The organism is Bacillus sp. AF23 (genome assembly GCF_020861455.1).
In the GTDB taxonomy this organism is placed as follows: Bacteria; Bacillota; Bacilli; order Bacillales; family Bacillaceae; genus Bacillus; species Bacillus halotolerans.
Genome location: NZ_JAJHVY010000017.1, coordinates 245,834 through 264,518, shown reverse-complemented (window position 1 = coordinate 264,518; position 18,685 = coordinate 245,834). Strand labels below are relative to the sequence as shown.

Annotated in this window: 26 protein-coding genes and 1 riboswitch; of the genes, 18 read left to right on the top strand and 8 right to left on the bottom strand. The window is 45.1% G+C overall.

Translation table 11 applies throughout. The annotated features are described in order from the left end of the window. Window positions 1-175 precede the first annotated feature (175 nt). Complete coding sequence (locus LNN34_RS10300) at window positions 176-898, bottom strand: lytic transglycosylase domain-containing protein (RefSeq protein WP_316274810.1); 723 nt, start codon at window positions 896-898, stop codon at window positions 176-178. A gap of 14 nt (window positions 899-912) precedes the next feature. After that, complete coding sequence (locus LNN34_RS10295; protein ID WP_024120928.1) at window positions 913-1,485, bottom strand: CYTH domain-containing protein; 573 nt, start codon at window positions 1,483-1,485, stop codon at window positions 913-915. Between the two features lie 123 nt (window positions 1,486-1,608). Between LNN34_RS10295 and LNN34_RS10290 the strand changes: the two genes are divergently transcribed. The 4 genes from LNN34_RS10290 to LNN34_RS10275 are packed head-to-tail and all read left to right on the top strand — an operon-like array spanning window position 1,609 to window position 4,375. Then, window positions 1,609-1,977 (top strand): hypothetical protein, encoded by a 369-nt coding sequence (locus LNN34_RS10290; RefSeq protein WP_024120929.1) that lies wholly within the window; start codon window positions 1,609-1,611, stop codon window positions 1,975-1,977. 28 nt (window positions 1,978-2,005) lie between these two features. Further along, entirely contained in the window at window positions 2,006-2,641 is a 636-nt protein-coding gene (yjbM, locus tag LNN34_RS10285; RefSeq protein ID WP_024120930.1) for a GTP diphosphokinase, read from the top strand. A 19-nt stretch (window positions 2,642-2,660) separates the two neighbouring features. Continuing rightward, complete coding sequence (locus LNN34_RS10280; protein ID WP_010333761.1) at window positions 2,661-3,461, top strand: NAD kinase; 801 nt, start codon at window positions 2,661-2,663, stop codon at window positions 3,459-3,461. A gap of 14 nt (window positions 3,462-3,475) precedes the next feature. Then, the gene (locus LNN34_RS10275) at window positions 3,476-4,375 is read left to right on the top strand and encodes an RluA family pseudouridine synthase (RefSeq protein WP_059336263.1); all 900 of its coding nucleotides are present in this window, start codon (window positions 3,476-3,478) and stop codon (window positions 4,373-4,375) included. 17 nt (window positions 4,376-4,392) lie between these two features. Here the strand turns inward: LNN34_RS10275 and prpE are convergent, their stop codons facing one another. Next, window positions 4,393-5,130 (bottom strand): bis(5'-nucleosyl)-tetraphosphatase PrpE, encoded by a 738-nt coding sequence (gene prpE, locus LNN34_RS10270; RefSeq protein ID WP_059336261.1) that lies wholly within the window; start codon window positions 5,128-5,130, stop codon window positions 4,393-4,395. Window positions 5,131-5,313: 183 nt separating this feature from the next. On the opposite strand from prpE, the gene LNN34_RS10265 reads away from it, so the two are divergent. The 10 genes from LNN34_RS10265 (at window position 5,314) to cotO (ending at window position 14,353) form a co-directional block, all read left to right on the top strand. Next, the gene (locus LNN34_RS10265) at window positions 5,314-7,158 is read left to right on the top strand and encodes a monovalent cation:proton antiporter family protein (protein ID WP_202656896.1); all 1,845 of its coding nucleotides are present in this window, start codon (window positions 5,314-5,316) and stop codon (window positions 7,156-7,158) included. 62 nt (window positions 7,159-7,220) lie between these two features. Further along, a riboswitch (TPP riboswitch) is annotated at window positions 7,221-7,329 on the top strand. A gap of 81 nt (window positions 7,330-7,410) precedes the next feature. Next, window positions 7,411-8,118: a thiaminase II gene (gene tenA, locus LNN34_RS10260; RefSeq protein WP_202656897.1), complete on the top strand. Its 708-nt coding sequence runs from the start codon at window positions 7,411-7,413 to the stop codon at window positions 8,116-8,118. Then, complete coding sequence (tenI, locus tag LNN34_RS10255; RefSeq protein ID WP_229043272.1) at window positions 8,096-8,713, top strand: thiazole tautomerase TenI; 618 nt, start codon at window positions 8,096-8,098, stop codon at window positions 8,711-8,713. The genes tenA and tenI overlap by 23 nt, the downstream gene beginning before the upstream one ends. After that, on the top strand, window positions 8,697-9,806 hold the full coding sequence (gene thiO, locus LNN34_RS10250) for a glycine oxidase ThiO (RefSeq protein ID WP_059336259.1): 1,110 nt from the start codon (window positions 8,697-8,699) through the stop codon (window positions 9,804-9,806). Before tenI ends, thiO begins: the two co-directional genes overlap by 17 nt. Next, the gene (gene thiS / locus LNN34_RS10245; protein ID WP_081638285.1) at window positions 9,806-10,006 is read left to right on the top strand and encodes a sulfur carrier protein ThiS; all 201 of its coding nucleotides are present in this window, start codon (window positions 9,806-9,808) and stop codon (window positions 10,004-10,006) included. Before thiO ends, thiS begins: the two co-directional genes overlap by 1 nt. Continuing rightward, the gene (gene thiG / locus LNN34_RS10240; protein ID WP_082687940.1) at window positions 10,003-10,773 is read left to right on the top strand and encodes a thiazole synthase; all 771 of its coding nucleotides are present in this window, start codon (window positions 10,003-10,005) and stop codon (window positions 10,771-10,773) included. Before thiS ends, thiG begins: the two co-directional genes overlap by 4 nt. Beyond that, window positions 10,770-11,780 carry a thiazole biosynthesis adenylyltransferase ThiF gene (gene thiF / locus LNN34_RS10235; protein WP_059336256.1) on the top strand — a complete coding sequence of 337 codons (1,011 nt, stop codon included), beginning with the start codon at window positions 10,770-10,772 and terminating at the stop codon, window positions 11,778-11,780. The genes thiG and thiF overlap by 4 nt, the downstream gene beginning before the upstream one ends. Window positions 11,781-11,798: 18 nt before the next feature. Further along, window positions 11,799-12,614, top strand: coding sequence for a bifunctional hydroxymethylpyrimidine kinase/phosphomethylpyrimidine kinase (gene thiD, locus LNN34_RS10230; RefSeq protein WP_059336254.1), 816 nt, complete (start codon window positions 11,799-11,801; stop codon window positions 12,612-12,614). 136 nt (window positions 12,615-12,750) lie between these two features. Further along, on the top strand, window positions 12,751-13,527 hold the full coding sequence (gene fabI / locus LNN34_RS10225) for an enoyl-ACP reductase FabI (protein ID WP_059336253.1): 777 nt from the start codon (window positions 12,751-12,753) through the stop codon (window positions 13,525-13,527). Window positions 13,528-13,627: 100 nt separating this feature from the next. Next, window positions 13,628-14,353 carry a spore coat protein CotO gene (gene cotO, locus LNN34_RS10220; RefSeq protein WP_082687939.1) on the top strand — a complete coding sequence of 242 codons (726 nt, stop codon included), beginning with the start codon at window positions 13,628-13,630 and terminating at the stop codon, window positions 14,351-14,353. Between the two features lie 86 nt (window positions 14,354-14,439). Here the strand turns inward: cotO and cotZ are convergent, their stop codons facing one another. From cotZ to cotV, 5 genes are all read right to left on the bottom strand, one after another. Beyond that, complete coding sequence (gene cotZ, locus LNN34_RS10215) at window positions 14,440-14,889, bottom strand: spore coat protein CotZ (RefSeq protein ID WP_024120943.1); 450 nt, start codon at window positions 14,887-14,889, stop codon at window positions 14,440-14,442. A gap of 129 nt (window positions 14,890-15,018) precedes the next feature. Then, on the bottom strand, window positions 15,019-15,507 hold the full coding sequence (gene cotY / locus LNN34_RS10210) for a spore coat protein CotY (protein WP_003239243.1): 489 nt from the start codon (window positions 15,505-15,507) through the stop codon (window positions 15,019-15,021). Window positions 15,508-15,656: 149 nt separating this feature from the next. Next, window positions 15,657-16,172, bottom strand: coding sequence for a spore coat protein CotX (gene cotX, locus LNN34_RS10205; protein WP_069486389.1), 516 nt, complete (start codon window positions 16,170-16,172; stop codon window positions 15,657-15,659). A gap of 88 nt (window positions 16,173-16,260) precedes the next feature. Beyond that, a complete protein-coding gene (cotW, locus tag LNN34_RS10200; protein WP_014476455.1) occupies window positions 16,261-16,590 on the bottom strand; it encodes a spore coat protein CotW in 330 nt (109 codons plus the stop codon). 40 nt (window positions 16,591-16,630) lie between these two features. Further along, on the bottom strand, window positions 16,631-17,017 hold the full coding sequence (cotV, locus tag LNN34_RS10195; RefSeq protein WP_014476456.1) for a spore coat protein CotV: 387 nt from the start codon (window positions 17,015-17,017) through the stop codon (window positions 16,631-16,633). Window positions 17,018-17,172: 155 nt separating this feature from the next. Here cotV and LNN34_RS10190 point away from each other — a divergent pair, with 155 nt between their 5' ends. The 4 genes from LNN34_RS10190 to LNN34_RS10175 all read left to right on the top strand — a co-directional run bounded on the left by LNN34_RS10190 (window position 17,173) and on the right by LNN34_RS10175 (window position 18,661). Next, a complete protein-coding gene (locus tag LNN34_RS10190; RefSeq protein ID WP_010333781.1) occupies window positions 17,173-17,529 on the top strand; it encodes a DUF1360 domain-containing protein in 357 nt (118 codons plus the stop codon). A 284-nt stretch (window positions 17,530-17,813) separates the two neighbouring features. Next, on the top strand, window positions 17,814-18,020 hold the full coding sequence (locus LNN34_RS10185) for a hypothetical protein (RefSeq protein WP_059352740.1): 207 nt from the start codon (window positions 17,814-17,816) through the stop codon (window positions 18,018-18,020). 81 nt (window positions 18,021-18,101) lie between these two features. Further along, on the top strand, window positions 18,102-18,242 hold the full coding sequence (locus tag LNN34_RS10180) for a YjcZ family sporulation protein (RefSeq protein ID WP_010333783.1): 141 nt from the start codon (window positions 18,102-18,104) through the stop codon (window positions 18,240-18,242). Between the two features lie 164 nt (window positions 18,243-18,406). Then, complete coding sequence (locus LNN34_RS10175; RefSeq protein ID WP_010333784.1) at window positions 18,407-18,661, top strand: stage VI sporulation protein F; 255 nt, start codon at window positions 18,407-18,409, stop codon at window positions 18,659-18,661. Window positions 18,662-18,685: the final 24 nt, after the last annotated feature.

The following is an 18,685-nucleotide window of genomic DNA, read 5'->3' as shown; positions in this document are numbered from 1 at the left end:
TCTATGATTTATTTTAGCAACAAGGCATCATTTCTACAAACAAACTGCCTTTTATGTGCTTGAAGACAGGGTTCGGCTTTCGAGCCGGGTTTGTATTTCATATCATATCACATACAAATCATGAATGTGTAAGATTTCACTCCGCAAAAAAACCGGAGGGCAAGAGCCGCTCCGGTTACGCGTAATAGGTTGCTGTTATTTTTTTTACATAGTTTTGAGTTTCTCTGAAAGGCGGAATGCCTCCGTATCGATCAACGTTTCCCGGTCCGGCGTTATAAGCTGCTAACGCCATGGATACATTGCCATCATATTTATCCAGCATTTGTTTTAAATACTTCGTTCCGCCCTCAACGTTTTGCTGCGGATTAAGCGGATTGGAAACGCCAAGTGAGGTTGCTGTTGACGGCATCAGCTGCATTAAGCCCATTGCGCCTGCACCGCTGACGGCTTTTGCATTAAAGCCTGATTCCTGTTTGATGACAGCGCGGATTAATTTTTCATCGACTCCGTATTTGTCAGAGGCTTTTTTTATAGCGCTGTCGATTGAGAAGTCACCCGAACTGATGTTTTTATCCTCTTGTTTGTTTGAGGAGACATCAACAGCGGCTGTTTCAGTGCTTTCACTCGCTTTTGTCATTTGGCCGACATTGCCGTTTGAATAGGAGGTAAGACCGTAAGCTGAAAGCAGTGACGGCGATGTCCCGTAAACGCTGTTCAGCTGGCTTGAAGATGCTGCTGACGCTGTTGTTTGCTGGGACAGTCCATTTGTATATTGGCTGAGCAAGGAGCTGAAGCTTGAAAGCGGGCTTTCGGCACTTTGACCGCCCGTGCTGCTTGCATTTGATATAGACTGTAATGCCTGAAGCTGAAGGAGAGCCGCCCAATTCGTTACGTTCACTATGTCATTCCACCTTATATAGACTTTCGTTTTTCTTCATAAAAACGCTGAATTTTATTTTTGGTTTCGCGCAGAGGAATACTGAATTGCTGAAGCAGCTTTTCAAAGGCCAGTTTGCCTTCATGCCAGTCAGCCGCCTCAAATTCGATTTCATAATCCTCTTTATTTAAATATCGGCTGTGATCTAAAACTATTAAACCTTTTTCTGTTTCTTTTTCTGCACGATTTGTTGCTAAAGATCCAAAATAATGAATGGCGTCTGTATCGATGTGAAGCTTCTTCAGCTGGTCCTCGACAGGGCCTTTCGGAATCGTGAAACGTGTAAAGTCGGATACGCCGGAAAGTTTCTGGTGGGTTTCCAGAAGTCCGACTTCAGCCGGTTCTTTTAACGTCAGCACATACTCGCCATTTTTCTTACGTATTCGAAGCGCCGCATGTTTTTGTTTCAGTGCGAAGCTGTTTGTATCAAAATAGTGATTCTCTTGATTTGTAAATTCTTTTTCTGTCAAGTGCAGTGCTGCAGCTATGTTTTCAAATTCATGTTTTGTCAGCAGATTTTTAAATTCAATTTCAATTTCTTGGCTCATGATTGTCTTCCTTTCAGCTCTGTAAATCTCATTTTTACTATTATCTCTTTAGATGTTTGGTTTATCAATATCGAGCTTGATATGATAAAATGAATCTGTACTTTGTTTATAAAGGAGAGCATTATGCAAAACAGAATCGAAATCTTAAATGCAACACTATCGGACGATGAGCTTCGCCTTACCTGTGAGACAGAAGGGAACGAAGCAGAACGCAAGCCGTCAGGTCAAATGCTTGTTGATTCTGACAACATTGCTTTTGTATACATACTTGAATTAGCTGATTCTTTTGAATATGTCATGATAAAGGAACATATATGGCCTGAACTGAAGCAGGCCCATGATCAAAGAAAACCGATTGTTTTAGAGGCAGGGAAGGAAAGCATTGAGCTGTCAGGCCTCTATGAGGAGCTGGAGTATCTTTTAGAAAATATTAAAGATAATGCGAACTACGGAGAAGAAATGGAAGAAAAAGTGAAACGCGTATTTCTATAGAAACTGGTGCTGAATTGGGGGATGTATGATGGATGACAAGCAATGGGAGCGTTTTTTAGTGCCGTACCGCCAGGCTGTTGAAGAATTAAAAGTGAAGCTCAAGGGGATCCGCACGCTTTATGAATATGAGGATGACCATTCACCGATTGAGTTTGTGACAGGACGCGTCAAGCCTGTGGCGAGTATACTCGAAAAAGCCAGACGGAAAAGCATACCGTTACATGAAATTGAAACCATGCAGGATATCGCAGGCCTTAGGATCATGTGCCAATTTGTCGATGACATCCAATTTGTAAAGGAAATGCTGTTTGCCCGAAAAGATTTCACCGTTGTGGATCAGAGAGATTATATTGCAGAACATAAAGAGAGCGGGTATCGGTCATATCACCTTGTCGTGATGTATCCTTTGCAGACGATATCCGGAGAGAAACATGTTCTTGTTGAAATACAGATCCGTACACTGGCGATGAATTTTTGGGCGACCATTGAGCATTCATTAAATTATAAATACAGCGGAAACATTCCTGAAAAAGTAAAACTGAGGCTCCAGCGCGCTTCTGAAGCGGCTTCGCGGCTTGATGAAGAGATGTCGGAGATCAAGGGTGAAATACAGGAAGCTCAAGCTGCCTTTTCTAGAAAGAAAAAAGGAAGCGAGCATCAATAGGTAAAGGGGAAGAAAAAGCATGAAATTTGCCGTATCGTCAAAAGGAGATAATGTTTCTGATACGCTGAAAAGCAAAATACAGGCGTATTTATTGGATTTTGACATGGAACTGGATGAAAATGAACCGGAAATCGTCATTTCAGTCGGGGGCGACGGGACGCTTTTATACGCTTTTCACAGATACAGCGACAGGTTAGATAAAACAGCTTTTGTCGGCGTTCACACGGGTCATCTTGGGTTTTATGCGGACTGGGTTCCTCATGAAATTGAAAAACTCGTGCTCGCAATTGCGAAAACACCGTATCATACTGTGGAATATCCGCTCCTTGAAGTGATCGTGACCTATCATGAAAATGAGCGAGAGGAAAGATATTTGGCGTTAAATGAATGTACGATTAAAAGCATTGAAGGAAGCCTTGTGGCGGATGTGGAAATCAAAGGGCAGCTCTTTGAAACGTTCCGAGGCGACGGTCTTTGCCTGTCCACGCCTTCCGGGAGCACAGCCTATAATAAAGCGCTGGGCGGAGCAATTATCCACCCATCCATCAGAGCGATTCAGCTGGCGGAAATGGCATCTATCAATAACCGCGTATTCCGGACGGTCGGATCACCGCTCCTTCTCCCTTCCCATCATGATTGCATGATTAAACCGAGAAACGAAGTTGACTTTCAAGTAACAATTGACCATTTAACCCTGCTTCATAAGGATGTAAAGTCCATCCGCTGCCAGGTTGCATCCGAAAATGTAAGATTTGCAAGATTCCGTCCGTTTCCGTTTTGGAAAAGAGTCCAGGATTCATTTATCGGAAAAGGTGAGTAGAAAGAGGACGTATCGTGGAGCAATTTATTATTGAAAAGAACATCACTTCCGCTGAAGACGGAATGACCTTAAAGGAATATGCGGGCGAGCTGGGGATTTCGAAACGTCTGCTGACCGACATCAAGTTTAGCGGAGGAGATCTTCTCATTAACGGTGAGCATGTGACTGTTAAATACGTATTGAGAGAGGGAGACCTTCTTGTTGTAAAGTTTCCTGAGGAACAGGTGAGCGAGACGCTTTTGGCCGAGCCTGTTCCGCTCGATATTCTGTATGAGGATGAACACGTGCTTGTGATAAACAAACAGCCGTATGTGTCATCTATTCCGTCGCGAGAGCACCCGGCGGGAAGCATCGCAAATGGCATCATCCATCACTACCAAAAAAACGGAGTGCGGGCCACGGTTCACCTTGTCACCCGGCTAGATCGGGATACGTCAGGTGTCATGCTGATTGCCAAGCATCGCTTTGCCCACTCCATTTTATCGTCGGCGCAAAAAAACGGCCTTGTGAAACGCAGATATGTTGCGGTTGTGCATGGACATATGACAAAGACAGAGGGAAAGATAGACGCCCCGATTGGCAGACATCCTGACAGTATCATTGAACGGATGGTGACACCGGGCGGTCAGAAGGCTGTTACTCACTTTCGTGTCACACGTATAACAGATGACTTAACCTCGGTGGCATTGCAGCTTGAGACAGGGCGGACCCACCAGATTCGCGTCCATATGAGCTATCTCGGACACCCGCTGTGCGGCGATACGTTGTACGGCGGAACGAGACAAAAGATTGACAGGCAGGCGCTGCACAGTGAGCAGCTGTCGTTTATCCACCCGCTGACGCAGGAGAATATGACGTTTCATGCGGCTCTGCCGCACGATATGCAAGAATTAGTTAAAGGAGAGAATCATTAAAACGATTCTCTCCTTTTTTATATGGGGCGAAATCTAGATTCGTCATAGGGCATAGAGCTTGGAACGGAGACTGTCTCCAGTTCGGGAAAACGCAAGGCCGTCAGTTCATTCCCAAACACACAGCCCGTATCAATGTTAATGGTGCGATTTATGATGCGGGGCTCTTTAACAGGTGTGTGTCCGTATACAACCCATGCTTTCCCATTATAGGCGGCGGCCCAATCCCTCCTGACGGGTCTGCCGTCCGGATACGTTTCACCCGTCACATCGCCGTAAAGCACAAAGTCCTTTACTCTCCTTGTGTTTTTGCCGATATCGTCAGCCTTTATGCCAGCATGGGCGACAACCAATTCTCCATTATGTAAGATGTCGTAAAGCGGCGCAGTTTCATAAAGCTTCATAAATTGTTCGCTGACTTTTCTTCTTTCTTCCTCAGAAAGTGCTTTAAGCTCTGCCGCAGTTGTTTCAAGACCGTGCATCACTTTAACGGGATTTCCTTTTAAGTAGCGGTATAGCTTGTTGCAATGATTTCCCGGGACATAACGCACTGCTCCTTGTTCATAAGCGCCGGCTACAAAGCGGATGACTTCAATTGATTTAGGGCCTCGGTCTGTCAAATCCCCGGCAAAAACAAGCATCCTGCCTTCATCATGTACAGGCAATCCATTTTTTATTGTGTATCCAAGTCTTTCTATCAGGGCTGTCATTTCATCGTAGCAGCCATGAATATCGCTGATAATATCGTAGTAAGCCATGCAGCATCCTCCTTACTCATGATTTTATTTATTATGAAGCAAATTGCTGTGAGTCATCACCAGCTTTTATGTGCAAATTATAGAAGAATCATTTTCTAAAAAAAAATGAGACCTTATTACTTTATTTTTCATCATTACCCTTGTTAAAATCGCGTTATGTTTTTTTAAAAGGAGGTTCAGATTATGGCGCATACATCTGTCGCATCATTAGTTGTCGTACTTATCGTTGCATTTCTAACTCCCATCCTTTTGCATCGGTTTAAACTCAGCATCCCTGTTGTAGTTGCTGAAATTATTATGGGATTGATTATAGGAAAAAGCGGTCTTAATTTAGTTGTGGAGGGTGATACTTGGCTGCAGACGCTCTCTATGCTCGGATTTATCTTTTTAATGTTTTTAAGCGGGCTTGAAATTGATTTTTCATCCTTTGAGAGAGGAAAGAAAAAGCAGTTTCTGCAAAACGGCAAGGAAGCACCCAATACATTTGCCACAGCATCCATTATTTTTATCGGTATTTTTATTTTATCATTGCTGCTGTCCTATGGGTTCGTCTTGGCCGGATTTATCCAAAATGCTTTTTTAATGACGCTTATTATTTCTACGATTTCGTTAGGTGTTGTTGTTCCAACCTTAAAGGAAGAACGGATCATGGATTCAAACATCGGGCAGATTATCCTGCTTGTTGCTGTGATTGCTGACTTGGTCACTATGATTCTTCTTGCTGTATTTTCTTCTCTATACGGAGAGGACAGCGGAAACATGTGGCTCTTGATGATCCTGTTCGCAGCCGGAGTAGTGCTCTACTTCTTCGGTCGGGTCTTCAAACACCGTTCTTTTGTTCAGTCCATGTCAAAAGGGACGATCCAGATCGGGACTCGTGCTATTTTCACCTTAATTATCGTACTGGTGGCTCTGTCTGAATCACTGGGGGCAGAAAATATTCTCGGCGCTTTCTTAGCGGGCGTGCTTGTTTCCCTGCTCTCGCCGAACAAGGAATTGGTTCAGCAGCTTGATTCCTTCGGCTACGGGTTCTTAATACCGATTTTCTTTGTGATGGTCGGTGTAAAATTGGATATTTGGACACTTTTTCAGGACCCGAAAATTTTAGTGATGATTCCGCTGCTGCTTATGGCGCTGTTAGTAAGCAAGATTCTTCCTGTCCTGTACTTGAAGAAATGGTATGATAACCGCACAATATTGGCGTCTGGTTTCCTGCTGACATCAACGCTCTCTCTTGTGATTGCCGCTGCGACAATCGGCCAGCAGCTTCATGTCATCAGCGCGAATATGTCAGGAGCGCTTACGCTGGTGGCGGTTATTGCAAGTATTTTTACCCCAGTCGGTTTTAAAAAGCTGTACAAAAAACAGGAGCAGCCGGAGGAGAAAAAGAAGATCACATTTATCGGCGCTAATCAAATGACACTGCCTGTGACACTTGAATTGCCTGAGAGCGAGTATGAAGTGCGTGTCGTGCACGTTTATCAAGAAAACGCTGCGGAAAAGCTGTCAGACTCAGTATTTTCCGTCGAAACGATTTCTGATTATGAGCATCAAACCCTTGAATCACTCGGTATATTTGATACAGAAATCCTTGTAGTGGCGACAGGGGATGAAGACATGAATACGGACATCGCATTATACGCCAAAGAAAAAGGAACAGAAAGAGTCATTGCCAGCACCGGATCACCGGAGAACGAAGCGAAATTGAAAGAGCAGGGCATCAGCATCTTTTCCATCTTGCTGTCGACCAAAACGCTGCTTCGCGCGCTGATAGAAGCGCCTGGCGTCATGAAACTGCTCACGAACCAGGAGTCTTCGCTGTATCAAATTAATATGGAAAACAGCAAATACGATGGCGTGATTCTCCGAGAATTCCCTTTAACAGGCGACGTGATTTTTGTCAGGATTTTCCGGGGTGTGGACAGCATCGTTCCTCACGGCGATACAAGACTGAAAATCGGAGACCGCTTAATTGTCACCGGATCACGCGGGTACGTAACGGATCTTAAGAAAACATTGGAAGGATAATATCTTGACCAAATAAGGATTCGTGTTAATATAGAGGTGCAGAACAATTCAATATGTATTCGTAAAACCACTAGGGGTGTCCTTTATAAGGGCTGAGATAAAAGTGTGACTTTTAGACCCTCATAACTTGAACAGGTTCAGACCTGCGTAGGGAAGTGGAGCGGTATTTGTGTTATATAACTATGCCAATTCCAAACCACTTTTCCTTGCGGGAAAGTGGTTTTTTTATTTTTCAGACAGGGGGAATGACGTGTGAAGTTTTCAGAAGAATGCCGCAGTGCAGCCGCGGAATGGTGGGAAGGCAGCTTTGTCCATCCGTTCGTTCAGGGGATCGGTGACGGAACGCTTCCGATCGACCGCTTTAAATATTACGTGCTTCAGGATTCTTACTATTTAACTCATTTTGCAAAGGTGCAATCGTTCGGAGCCGCTTATGCGAAGGACCTTTATACAACGGGACGTATGGCCAGCCATGCTCAAGGTACATATGAAGCGGAGATGGCGCTTCATCGCGAGTTTACGGAGCTTTTGGAAATCAGTGAGGAAGAACGGAAGTCATTTAAGCCAGCTCCTACCGCTTACTCCTATACATCCCATATGTACCGTTCGGTTTTGAGCGGGAACTTTGCAGAAATCTTGGCAGCTCTTCTCCCGTGCTATTGGCTTTATTATGAGGTTGGTGAGAAATTGCTGACATGTGATCCGGGGCATCCGATTTACCAGAAGTGGATTAGCACATACGGCGGTGACTGGTTCAGACAGCAGGTGGAAGAACAAATTAACCGCCTGGATGAGCTGGCGGAAAACAGCACGGAGGAAGTGCGCGCCAAGATGAAAGAGAATTTCGTTATTTCGAGCTATTATGAATATCAGTTCTGGGGAATGGCTTATCGAAAAGAAGGCTGGTCAGACAGCGGCGTAAAAGAGGTGGAAGGGCTTGGAGCTGCACGCCATAACTGATGACCGCAAGCCGGTTGAAAATCTAGTGAGATCAATTATAGCTATTCAGGATGAGGTTGATTTCATCCATATTCGTGAACGGTCTAAATCGGCGGCTGACATTTTGAAACTGCTGGAGCTTATTTCTGAAGGCGGTGTTGATAAGCAAAAGCTGGTGATGAATGGCCGGGTTGATATTGCGCTTTTTTCAAATATTCACCGCGTTCAGCTGCCGAGCAGCAGCTTTTCGCCGAAACAAGTAAGAGCCAGATTTCCTCACCTGCACATTGGGCGATCGGTGCATTCACTGGAGGAAGCGCTTCAGGCAGAAAAGGAAGACGCTGATTATGTTTTGTTCGGCCATGTGTTTGAAACGGATTGCAAACAAGGACTTGAGGGCAGAGGCGTGTCTTTGCTTTCAGAAATCAAACAGAGGATCTCGATTCCGGTTATTGCAATTGGCGGAATGACACCTGCCAGATTAAGAGAAGTGAAACAAGCAGGTTCAGACGGTATCGCTGTCATGTCTGGAATTTTTTCTTCCGATGATCCTTTGGAAGCTGCCAGACGATATTCCCGCAAGCTAAAGGAGATTCAGTATGAAAAGGCATTATGATGCAGTTGTCATTGGAGGCGGAATCATTGGTTCCGCGATAGCTTATCAGTTGGCAAAAGAAAAGAAAAACACCGCATTGCTTGAAAGCGGAACAATCGGCGGCAGAACAACAAGCGCCGCGGCAGGGATGCTTGGCGCCCATGCTGAGTGCGAGGAGCGGGATGCGTTTTTTGATTTCGCCATGCACAGTCAGCGTTTGTATCAGGGTCTTGGAGAGGAGCTGTTTGCCTTATCCGGCATTGATATCAGAAGGCATGATGGCGGTATGTTTAAGCTTGCATTCTCAGAAGAAGACGTGTCACGCCTGAGACGTATGGACGATTTGGATTCTGTCAGCTGGCATACAAAAGAAGAAGTGCTGGAAAAAGAGCCGTATACGGCCGGTGAGATTTACGGGGCGAGCTTTATTCAGGACGATGTTCATGTTGATCCTTATTTTGTATGCAAGGCATACGCTAAATCGGCTAAAGCGCTTGGTACGGAAATTTTTGAGCATACTCCTGTTCTCGATGTGACACGTGGCGGTGAATCCATTTTGGTCAAAACAGCGTCCGGTGACGTGCATGCAGACCATGTCGTGGTTGCCAGCGGGGTCTGGAGCGGGATGTTTTTTAAACAGCTCGGGTTGAACCAGTCATTTTTTCCTGTAAAAGGAGAGTGCTTGTCTGTTTGGAATGATGATATTCCGCTGACAAAAACACTTTATCATGATCATTGCTATATCGTACCGAGAAAAAGCGGCAGACTGGTTGTCGGCGCGACGATGAAGCCTGGTGATTGGAGCGATAAGCCGGATCTTGGCGGACTTCAGTCGGTTATGGAAAAAGCGAAAACGATGCTGCCGGCGATTCAGAATATGAAGGTTGATCGTTTTTGGGCGGGACTGCGTCCAGGGACAAAGGACGGAAAACCATACATTGGCAGACACCCTGAGGACAGCCGCATTTTATTTGCGGCGGGCCATTTCAGAAACGGGATTCTGCTTGCTCCTGCAACGGGTGCTTTCATCGGTGATCTCATGATGAATAAAGAGGTCAAGGCAGACTGGCTACACGCCTTTCGAATTGATCGCAAGGAGGCGGTTCAGATATGATGCTTCAGCTGAACGGTAAACAAGTTGAGTGGGATAGAGACACAGGTACGATTCAGGATCTGCTTGCGTCTTATCAGCTTGAAAATAAAATCGTGATCGTTGAAAGAAATAAAGAAATTATCGGCAAAGAACAATATCACGAGGTAGAGCTTTCTGATCGTGATGTCATCGAAATTGTCCATTTTGTAGGAGGCGGATGAGAATGTTAACAATTGGCGGGAAACAGTTTCAATCAAGGTTGCTGCTGGGCACGGGAAAATATCCATCGTTTGACATTCAAAAGGAAGCGGTGGCTGTTTCAGAGTCTGATATTTTAACTTTTGCTGTGCGGAGAATGAATATCTTTGAAGCGTCTCAGCCTAATTTTCTGGAGCAGCTTGATTTATCCAAATATACGCTTCTGCCAAATACAGCAGGCGCCAGCACGGCGGAAGAAGCAGTTCGAATTGCACGGCTTGCGAAAGCATCCGGGCTTTGTGACATGATTAAAGTCGAAGTCATCGGGTGCAGCCGTTCCTTGCTGCCCGATCCTGTGGAAACGTTAAAAGCGTCTGAACAGCTTCTTGAAGAAGGATTCATTGTACTGCCGTACACCTCGGATGATGTGGTGCTGGCGAGAAAGCTTGAAGACCTTGGTGTTCATGCCATTATGCCGGGGGCTTCTCCGATTGGATCGGGACAGGGGATTTTAAATCCTCTGAATCTGTCATTTATCATTGAACAGGCGAAAGTGCCGGTCATCGTGGATGCCGGAATCGGATCGCCAAAAGATGCGGCATATGCAATGGAGCTTGGAGCGGACGGCGTACTGCTGAATACAGCCGTATCAGGCGCGAACGATCCGGTGAAAATGGCACACGCCATGAAGCTCGCAGTAGAAGCAGGACGTCTATCTTATGAAGCAGGCCGCATTCCAGCCAAGTCATATGGGACGGCAAGCAGTCCGGGAGAAGGTCTTCCTGTATGACGGACAGGTATTCCAGACAGGAGCTATTTGCTCCAATCGGCCGCGAAGGCCAGAAGAAACTGAGAGAGGCGCGCGTTGTGATCATCGGCGCCGGCGCACTGGGAACAGCCAGCGCAGAGATGCTGGTGAGAGCGGGAGTCGGATCGGTGAAAATCGCCGATAGAGATTACGTCGAATGGAGCAATCTGCAGCGCCAGCAGCTTTACACAGAAAATGATGTCAAAAAGGAACTGCCGAAAGCAGCAGCTGCTGAGCAGCGTCTTCGTTCCATTAACAGTGATGTGGATGTGACCGGACTTGTCATGGATGTCACAGCAGAAAACGTATCGGAGCTGATTCGCGGCGCATCAATCATTGTAGATGCCGCCGATAATTTTGAAACCCGGCTCATTGTTAACGATGCTGCGGTGAAAGAAGGCATTCCGTTTCTTTACGGCGCTTGTGTGGGGAGCTACGGTCTCGCGTTTACTGTATTGCCGGGAGTAACACCCTGCCTTCATTGTTTACTCGATACTCTTCCGATTGGCGGTGCGACATGCGACACAGCCGGCATTATCAGCCCGGCTGTTCTGCAGGTTGCTGTCCTTCAGGTGACAGACGCCCTGAAACTGCTGACGGGAGAGGAAGGCGAGCCCGTGCTGCGCTCCTTTGATCTGTGGAAAAATGAGCGGTCAGAGGTAAGAGCAGCGGGACTTAAAAATGACTCGTGTCCAAGCTGCGGGACAAAGGATTTTCCGTTTTTATCATACGAAAACCAAACGAAAGCAGCAGTATTGTGCGGCAGAAACACGGTGCAAATCAGATCCTCTTTCACAAAAGAAGCAGATCTTGACGTGATGGCGGGACAGCTGAGGCAGGCGGGGCTAGAAGTAGCAGCGAATCCGTATTTAATATCCTGCCGCTCGGATGACATGAAAATGGTGCTGTTTAGGGACGGCAGAGCATTGATCCATGGAACAAATGATATTGTCAGGGCAAAATCCATCTATCATAAATGGATCGGGTAATAAAAGGAGTGTAGTTTGATGAGTATATATAAAGCTTTGACGATCGCCGGCTCTGACTCAGGCGGCGGCGCGGGGATACAGGCAGATATTAAAACCTTTCAGGAGCTTGGTGTATTCGGAATGTCTGCCATTACGGCGGTAACTGCTCAAAATACACTTGGCGTCCACGGCGTGTATCCGCTGACTGCAGAGGCATTGAGAGAGCAAATTGACGCTGTGGCGGAGGATTTGAGACCGGACGCGGTAAAAACAGGAATGCTTTGGAATGCAGAAATGATTGAAGAAGTGGCAAGGAAAATTGATCAATACGAATTAAGCCGGGTGATCGTTGATCCGGTTATGATCGCAAAGGGAGGGGCGTCCTTGCTGCGCGATGAATCAATCGTTACGCTGAAGGAGCTGCTGATTCCAAGAAGCTATGCGATCACGCCGAATGTGCCGGAAGCAGAAGCGCTGACGGGTATGGCGATCCGTTCGCTTGATGACCGGAAGAAAGCTGCGGAACAGCTGGTGAAGATGGGTGCGCAGCATGTGATTATCAAAGGCGGGCACCAGCCTGAGGACCATCACATTACTGACCTTCTTTTTGATGGAAACATGTTTATGCAAATCAGCCATCCTTATATCGATACGAAGCATACGCATGGCACAGGCTGCACCTTTGCTGCGGCTTTAACAGCCCAAACCGCTAAAGGAGACAGCATCCATCAGGCATTCGAGATTGCTGCCAACTTTGTCCGCGAAGCTGTGGAAAATACGCTCGGCATCGGATCGGGCCACGGGCCGACAAATCATTTCGCTTTTATGCGAAACAGCTTAAAAATAAACCGATGAGACCACCTGCTTATGGTGGTCTCTTTCATGTTTGACTTTGGTATGCGCTTTTCATCTGGACAAGGTTATGATATGATAGGTATTAAGATCAGGTACTAATACTATGTCTTTAACAAATATAGGAGGCTTTATACATATGAATTTTTCACTTGAAGGCCGCAACATTGTTGTTATGGGAGTAGCCAACAAACGCAGTATCGCTTGGGGGATTGCGCGCTCTTTACATGAAGCGGGCGCACGATTGATTTTCACATATGCAGGTGAACGCCTGGAGAAATCTGTTCATGAACTCGCTGGAACTTTAGAGCGAAACGATTCCATTATCCTTCCTTGCGACGTGACAAACGACGCGGAAATCGAAACTTGTTTCGCAAGCATAAAGGAGCAGGTCGGTGTGATCCACGGTATCGCCCATTGTATCGCGTTTGCCAACAAAGAAGAGCTTGTCGGCGAATACTTAAACACAAATCGTGAGGGCTTCCTTCTAGCTCACAACATCAGCTCATACTCACTGACCGCTGTCACAAAAGCGGCGCGTCCGATGATGACTGAAGGCGGAAGCATCGTAACGCTGACTTATCTTGGCGGAGAGCTCGTTATGCCGAACTACAACGTGATGGGTGTAGCGAAAGCTTCTCTTGACGCAAGTGTGAAGTACTTAGCTGCTGACTTAGGAAAAGAAAATATCCGCGTTAACAGCATTTCTGCCGGTCCGATCAGAACATTGTCTGCTAAAGGCATCAGTGACTTCAACTCCATCTTAAAAGACATCGAAGAGCGTGCGCCGCTACGCCGCACGACTACACCTGAAGAGGTGGGAGATACAGCAGCATTTTTATTTAGCGATATGTCCCGAGGCATCACAGGTGAAAATCTTCATGTTGATTCAGGTTTCCATATCACTGCCCGCTAAGCAGATTCACCATCAAGCAGTCCCATATAGGGATTGCTTTTTTATTTCTTCTGATTTTCAGCATTCTGTCATATAGATAGAATATGACAGAATCGGAGGGATGAAGATGTCTAATAAGAAAAGAAACGCGGATAAAAAACCGCTCATGTATATTGTTCAGCCGGATTATATGGAAACACGCTCGTCCATGCAGGAGATCGTCATTAAAAGAAAAGCCAAATCGGCTCCGACAAAAGCAGAGGAACAGCCGGTTTATCATGAAAAAGAGCGGGAAGACATTCAGGTAAAAGGTGCCATTGAAACAGAGGAAAAAGAGCGGGAAGACATTCAGGCAAAAGATGCTCAGCAAACAGAGAAAAAACAGGCAGAGGAACAAGTGAGTCAGCAAAAACAAGAGGCGAGAGAGTCGGAGAACCAGAAAAAGCAGCAGGAACCGTTAGAAGAGCCGCAGGCAATTGAAGACACCGCCAAACAGCATCCTCAGGAAGCGGAAAAAAAGGAAGAGCCTGCACCTGAAGCCCGTAAGCCTGAAAAGGAACCGGAGGCCGTTCATAATGCAGCTAAAGCTGAAGAAAAGACACCGCCGGCCAGAAAAGTGAAAAAACCGATGAGCAAGATGTCCATCCATGAAAAAATCGACTTTTTAACAAAACTGCCGCATAACATGCCGAGAGCGCTTTGTCTGATTGAAGCCAATGGGAAAACGTACAGAGGCGTGATTGTCGGAAGAAGAAATGATTCTGTTCTGCTTCGGACGACCGGAAACGGCGCTCCGACTGAGCTGGCGATCGATGATATCACATCTTTGCACCCGTTAGGTTTTTAATGAAAGCAAAAAGCTGCCCGGCAGATCGTTCCGGCAGCTTTTTTACATAGAGAAAAGCCTGCAAATCTGCAAGCTTTTCCGCCTTATCATGAATGATGATGTGTACGATTGATTAAACGGGGATTTAAGCAATTGATCGCGCAGAAGCAGTCTAAATCCACTTCAATGCAGTAGTGCGTTTTTTCAAGTCGGAACACTTCACAAATCGTGTCTTTATCGGTGAAGTCCAAAATGTGTTTATGTTCGTCAAAAGCGATTAATAAGGATAGCGTTGCGCAGCTGCCATGAACTTTTTCCACTCTAAAAAATACTGTATTAAAGCAAGGTCCGTTATCCAGCTCGCCGACATTACCGAAGGCGACTAAAGGCTTTGATTTTGATGTAAATATTGCAAAAGGCACTGTATCGCCTAATGAATGGCTTACAGACAAAAGCTTAGAGTGGCAGCCGGCCGGGCAATCCTCTTCAACCGCATTTTGCAGATCTTCAATTTGTTCTACCGCTTCACGCACGCAGCTTGATGTTTTCTGGCTCATATATTATCCCTCCTGCCTTGTAATTTTGAGACTGGCGAAATGATGGAGAGTCAGCTGCCTCACTTTCGAAGCAGCTGAATGATTTGCACTTGTAATAGAGCTTGGAAGGGGATTCCTCTTTACAAGTGTTTATCCATTGTGATGATGCTTTTTATCCTTATGAGGCGAAGTTCTGTCAACTAATTCTGGTGACAGGCATTGAATCGCACAGAAGCATCCGAGATCCACTTCGATGCAAAAATCTGTTTTTTCGAGCCCGAAGAAATCTGGGTCACAAGGGTGGCAAACACTTAAGGTATCGCCTTTGACATCGACCGGGCGTAAAATAGAGAGTGTTGCACAGCAATCGCATAATTTTTCAACGCGGAAGAAAATGGACTCAAAGCATTGCATATCATCCACAAATCCCCCCACGTTTCCGAATGTGGAGAACAATCCGCCTTTTTTATCAAAAACGAGAAACGGAATTGTGTCTTTTCCAGCAATCGTCGGGTTTAAAAGGTTGGTATAGCAGCCAGTCGGACACTGTTCTTCAACTGCCTCCTGCTCTGCTAAAATCTTTTCCACTGCATCGCATACACAGTTCTCATGCCGGCCATGGGTTTTTCCGCAGCTCATTGATTTCAGCTCCTTCTTATAGGGTATTTGACTTTAGTCCTTAACAACATATGTACTCGTGCCTCACTTGGTGTGGGTGAACGTCTATATAATCATCATATGCTGGGAAAATAAGAAAAAGCAGAGCGTTTTTAGCTCTGCTTTTAGAGTTAGAGGACGAGTGTGATGGCTAAGAGTGCCACAAGTGTGTTAGTAGCTGTGGAAACCAATGTTGCTATATCAGCATCTACTGTTGTGATATTTACGCCCCGGGAGCATTCGATGAGAAGTTTTTGGCGGTTTACTTGTTTGTTAGCTGAAAGCTGCAATAAATCTTGTGCGACTAATTCGGCAATTACTCCGTCTGCAATGGATGTGAGAGCTACTGTTAGGACAGCTGCATTAACCGCCGTTACAACTGATGTTACGGCTTGAACGTCTGTAGATGAAACGTTGATATCACAAGAGTCTCTGATAATAATTGTTTCATCGGAGACTTGTTTATTGAGATTTGCCTGAGCCAGATTTTGGTCAATAAAGGCGTTGTCGTTGCCAAAAAACCCATTATCATTACAGCAAACATCGCAATGACATTTTCTTTCTTCTTTTTTATCTTTTTCTTTTTCGTCTAACGGATGGTCACAGTCAGGATCAAGTGCAACCCAAGAGTATGGTCTGCTTTCCATATCTATTCCTCCTTTTCTTTTACTGTTATTAAATGAGCGAGCCTCATACTTTGACTGAGGCATATATCTTGATGAAAAACCCTATTTTTTATGATTGGTTTGAATTGTTATTGTTTTGCCGTCTTTGTCTGAGCTGTTCAATTAATTGCTCTCTGCGGCTTAGCGGTTTTTCGTTCTTTTTCTCTTGCGCGGCGGCTTCTTCTTTTTTCTTCTTTTGATTTTCAACTAATGCAGCTGATTTAGCCTGCAAGTCTTTTACCAGATTCAAGAGCATTTCTTTTTCTTCATCTGATACTTTTTTCATTTTGTCTTTCGTGACACCGTGTTTAAGAAAGATATTTTGAACCAGCATTTTCGTCATTGGATCAGCTTCCGGAAGCTTTTCAAGCTCTTCTTTGATTTTATCGTTATCTGACATTTGTTTTCACCTCGGCTTTTAAGTTTGTGAAAAGAAAGGCTTAAAGGACGTCGATTTCAAGGAGAATGCTGTTAAGCACCTGAAGCAAAATTTGTACAAAGGTTATTATTTCGTCGGCAGATAAAGTAATTTTGATATTTCGGCTATTGATAATTTTAATGATGGTTCTTTTTTTGATTTGGGAATTATCGAGAATGAGTATTTCGCTTGCTACTGCGTCAGCTAAATCCTCGTCGGCGATGACGAGCTGTGTTGCCAGGATAATCATTGTTGTGACCAAGGCTTGTATAGAAAGGGCAGCTGTTATATGTGACGTATCTATTGTGATATTTTCGCAATCAATGACTTCGATCTGCTGCTCGAATTCGCTAGATAATTGCTCAAATATTTCAGGATGCAGGGATTCAACTTTTTCTTCAAATGACATAACCTTCACTCCTTTCTTATCCATACTGTATATAATGCAGAACAAGTGCAGAGCGGAATAAGAAAAATAACCAATTTTCAACAGGACAAGATACAAATTCATGAAAGCTAGGGTTTCTGCATATATGTGAAGGGGATGATGAAAGGAGTGAACCAGTGGTTATCAATTGGCTGTCTCTTTTCCTTCTTTCGCTTGCGGTCTTCCGGCTCGCGCGTCTTTTCGTGTTTGACACGATTATGGCGCCGCTTCGCAGTCTGTTTCATGAAGAGAAGGAGGAAAAGGATGCGGACGGGAACATTGAAACGTATATTGTCATAAAGGGAACGGGTGTGAGGGCGTTTATCGGTGAATTGCTGAGCTGCTATTGGTGCACAGGCGTGTGGTGCGCCGGCTTTTTGATTTTATGCCAGGCCTTTATTCCAGAGGCGGCCCAGTGGCTGGTTTTACTGCTGGCGATCGCAGGGCTGGCCGGTATTATTGAAACCCTTGTATCAAAATGGCTGCAGGAATGAGGCATTCCCACCAGCAACTTTCCGTCAGTATCCGCATAAAGTAGCATATATGACATAAGGAAAGGAAGGGATCAAAGTGAATCAATTTAACAAACCTTCCCAAAAAACTCCATATACAGATTCATCGTATCAAACAAAAAAGATCAAAAAGAAAGGCTGCGGGTGCGGCAGTAAAAAGAAAAAACCTCAATAGCCTGACACTGACAAGAGACCGGAGATGTCCGGTTTTTTGTTTTTTTAACAATGCTGATTCGCTCAGCATATGTCATGAGAGGGGGGATCTCATGAACGAGTTTGAAAAATTCATAGAGGGCAGGTATGGACCGCACGATCAAAAGCAAAACAAACATGACAAGACAATCAAACATATTGAAAAGGAACTGGCTTTATTTGATGAAGCCGGCCTGTCGTTTGAACAAGAAATTGAAGAATTGGCTGAAAAGACGGAAGACTTACTGAAAAAACGGCAGGCTCAGCATGATCCATCATAAATCCGCAAACGCCCTATGCGGATATCCAAGCCGATCATGATGTCTCACATAGTGTATAGAGAGTAAAGGAGGTGCTTAGTTATGGGATTTGGTTACGGAGGCGGCTGCTACGGCGGCGGTTATGCTGGAGGATATTCAGGCGGTTACGGTTCAACATTCGTTCTTGTGGTCGTACTGTTCATTCTTCTCATCATCGTAGGTGCATCTTTTTTTAACTACTAAGAAATGAATGAAGGAGGAAGTACGGATGATTTCCGTGCTTCTTCCTTACATTGTGTACCCTTTGCTGCTTTTTAAATCAGTAACTTATTTTTGATTGCAAATCATCACATTATGCGTAAAGCGTTCATACAATACTGTATTACTCCGCCAAAAGGAGGCGTATCATGGATAATCAATTTTTTAAGAACATTGAAAAGAAAACAGGCGTGAACATGCAGGATGTCATGAATCTTGCAGGATCACTTCAAAACGCCAATTTTAAAGATGAAAACACAGTCCGCAGTGTCATTAAACGCGTGGCGCAGCTGGCAAACAGACGCGTGCCGAAAGAAATGGAAGATAAGATTGTCCAGTCCATTACAAGCGGAAAAGAAAAGCTTGATTTTGGAACGATTTCTAAAATGTTGGATAATAAATAAGCGGATGGCCTGGGCAGCGGGCCT

What these genes read in the sequence shown, in the direction of transcription:
- thiF (WP_059336256.1), top strand. Translation starts at nt 10,770, where the DNA reads ATGACGGACAGGTATTCCAGACAGGAGCTATTTGCTCCAATCGGCCGC.
- cotW (WP_014476455.1), bottom strand. Translation starts at nt 16,590, where the DNA reads ATGTCAGATAACGATAAAATCAAAGAAGAGCTTGAAAAGCTTCCGGAA.
- cotO (WP_082687939.1), top strand. Translation starts at nt 13,628, where the DNA reads ATGAAGATGTCTAATAAGAAAAGAAACGCGGATAAAAAACCGCTCATG.
- thiD (WP_059336254.1), top strand. Translation starts at nt 11,799, where the DNA reads ATGAGTATATATAAAGCTTTGACGATCGCCGGCTCTGACTCAGGCGGC.
- prpE (WP_059336261.1), bottom strand. Translation starts at nt 5,130, where the DNA reads ATGGCTTACTACGATATTATCAGCGATATTCATGGCTGCTACGATGAA.
- LNN34_RS10185 (WP_059352740.1), top strand. Translation starts at nt 17,814, where the DNA reads ATGAACGAGTTTGAAAAATTCATAGAGGGCAGGTATGGACCGCACGAT.
- cotZ (WP_024120943.1), bottom strand. Translation starts at nt 14,889, where the DNA reads ATGAGCCAGAAAACATCAAGCTGCGTGCGTGAAGCGGTAGAACAAATT.
- LNN34_RS10280 (WP_010333761.1), top strand. Translation starts at nt 2,661, where the DNA reads ATGAAATTTGCCGTATCGTCAAAAGGAGATAATGTTTCTGATACGCTG.
- LNN34_RS10295 (WP_024120928.1), bottom strand. Translation starts at nt 1,485, where the DNA reads ATGAGCCAAGAAATTGAAATTGAATTTAAAAATCTGCTGACAAAACAT.
- thiO (WP_059336259.1), top strand. Translation starts at nt 8,697, where the DNA reads ATGAAAAGGCATTATGATGCAGTTGTCATTGGAGGCGGAATCATTGGT.
- cotX (WP_069486389.1), bottom strand. Translation starts at nt 16,172, where the DNA reads ATGGAAAGCAGACCATACTCTTGGGTTGCACTTGATCCTGACTGTGAC.
- LNN34_RS10180 (WP_010333783.1), top strand. Translation starts at nt 18,102, where the DNA reads ATGGGATTTGGTTACGGAGGCGGCTGCTACGGCGGCGGTTATGCTGGA.
- LNN34_RS10175 (WP_010333784.1), top strand. Translation starts at nt 18,407, where the DNA reads ATGGATAATCAATTTTTTAAGAACATTGAAAAGAAAACAGGCGTGAAC.
- yjbM (WP_024120930.1), top strand. Translation starts at nt 2,006, where the DNA reads ATGGATGACAAGCAATGGGAGCGTTTTTTAGTGCCGTACCGCCAGGCT.
- cotY (WP_003239243.1), bottom strand. Translation starts at nt 15,507, where the DNA reads ATGAGCTGCGGAAAAACCCATGGCCGGCATGAGAACTGTGTATGCGAT.
- LNN34_RS10290 (WP_024120929.1), top strand. Translation starts at nt 1,609, where the DNA reads ATGCAAAACAGAATCGAAATCTTAAATGCAACACTATCGGACGATGAG.
- cotV (WP_014476456.1), bottom strand. Translation starts at nt 17,017, where the DNA reads ATGTCATTTGAAGAAAAAGTTGAATCCCTGCATCCTGAAATATTTGAG.
- thiG (WP_082687940.1), top strand. Translation starts at nt 10,003, where the DNA reads ATGAGAATGTTAACAATTGGCGGGAAACAGTTTCAATCAAGGTTGCTG.
- LNN34_RS10265 (WP_202656896.1), top strand. Translation starts at nt 5,314, where the DNA reads ATGGCGCATACATCTGTCGCATCATTAGTTGTCGTACTTATCGTTGCA.
- thiS (WP_081638285.1), top strand. Translation starts at nt 9,806, where the DNA reads ATGCTTCAGCTGAACGGTAAACAAGTTGAGTGGGATAGAGACACAGGT.
- fabI (WP_059336253.1), top strand. Translation starts at nt 12,751, where the DNA reads ATGAATTTTTCACTTGAAGGCCGCAACATTGTTGTTATGGGAGTAGCC.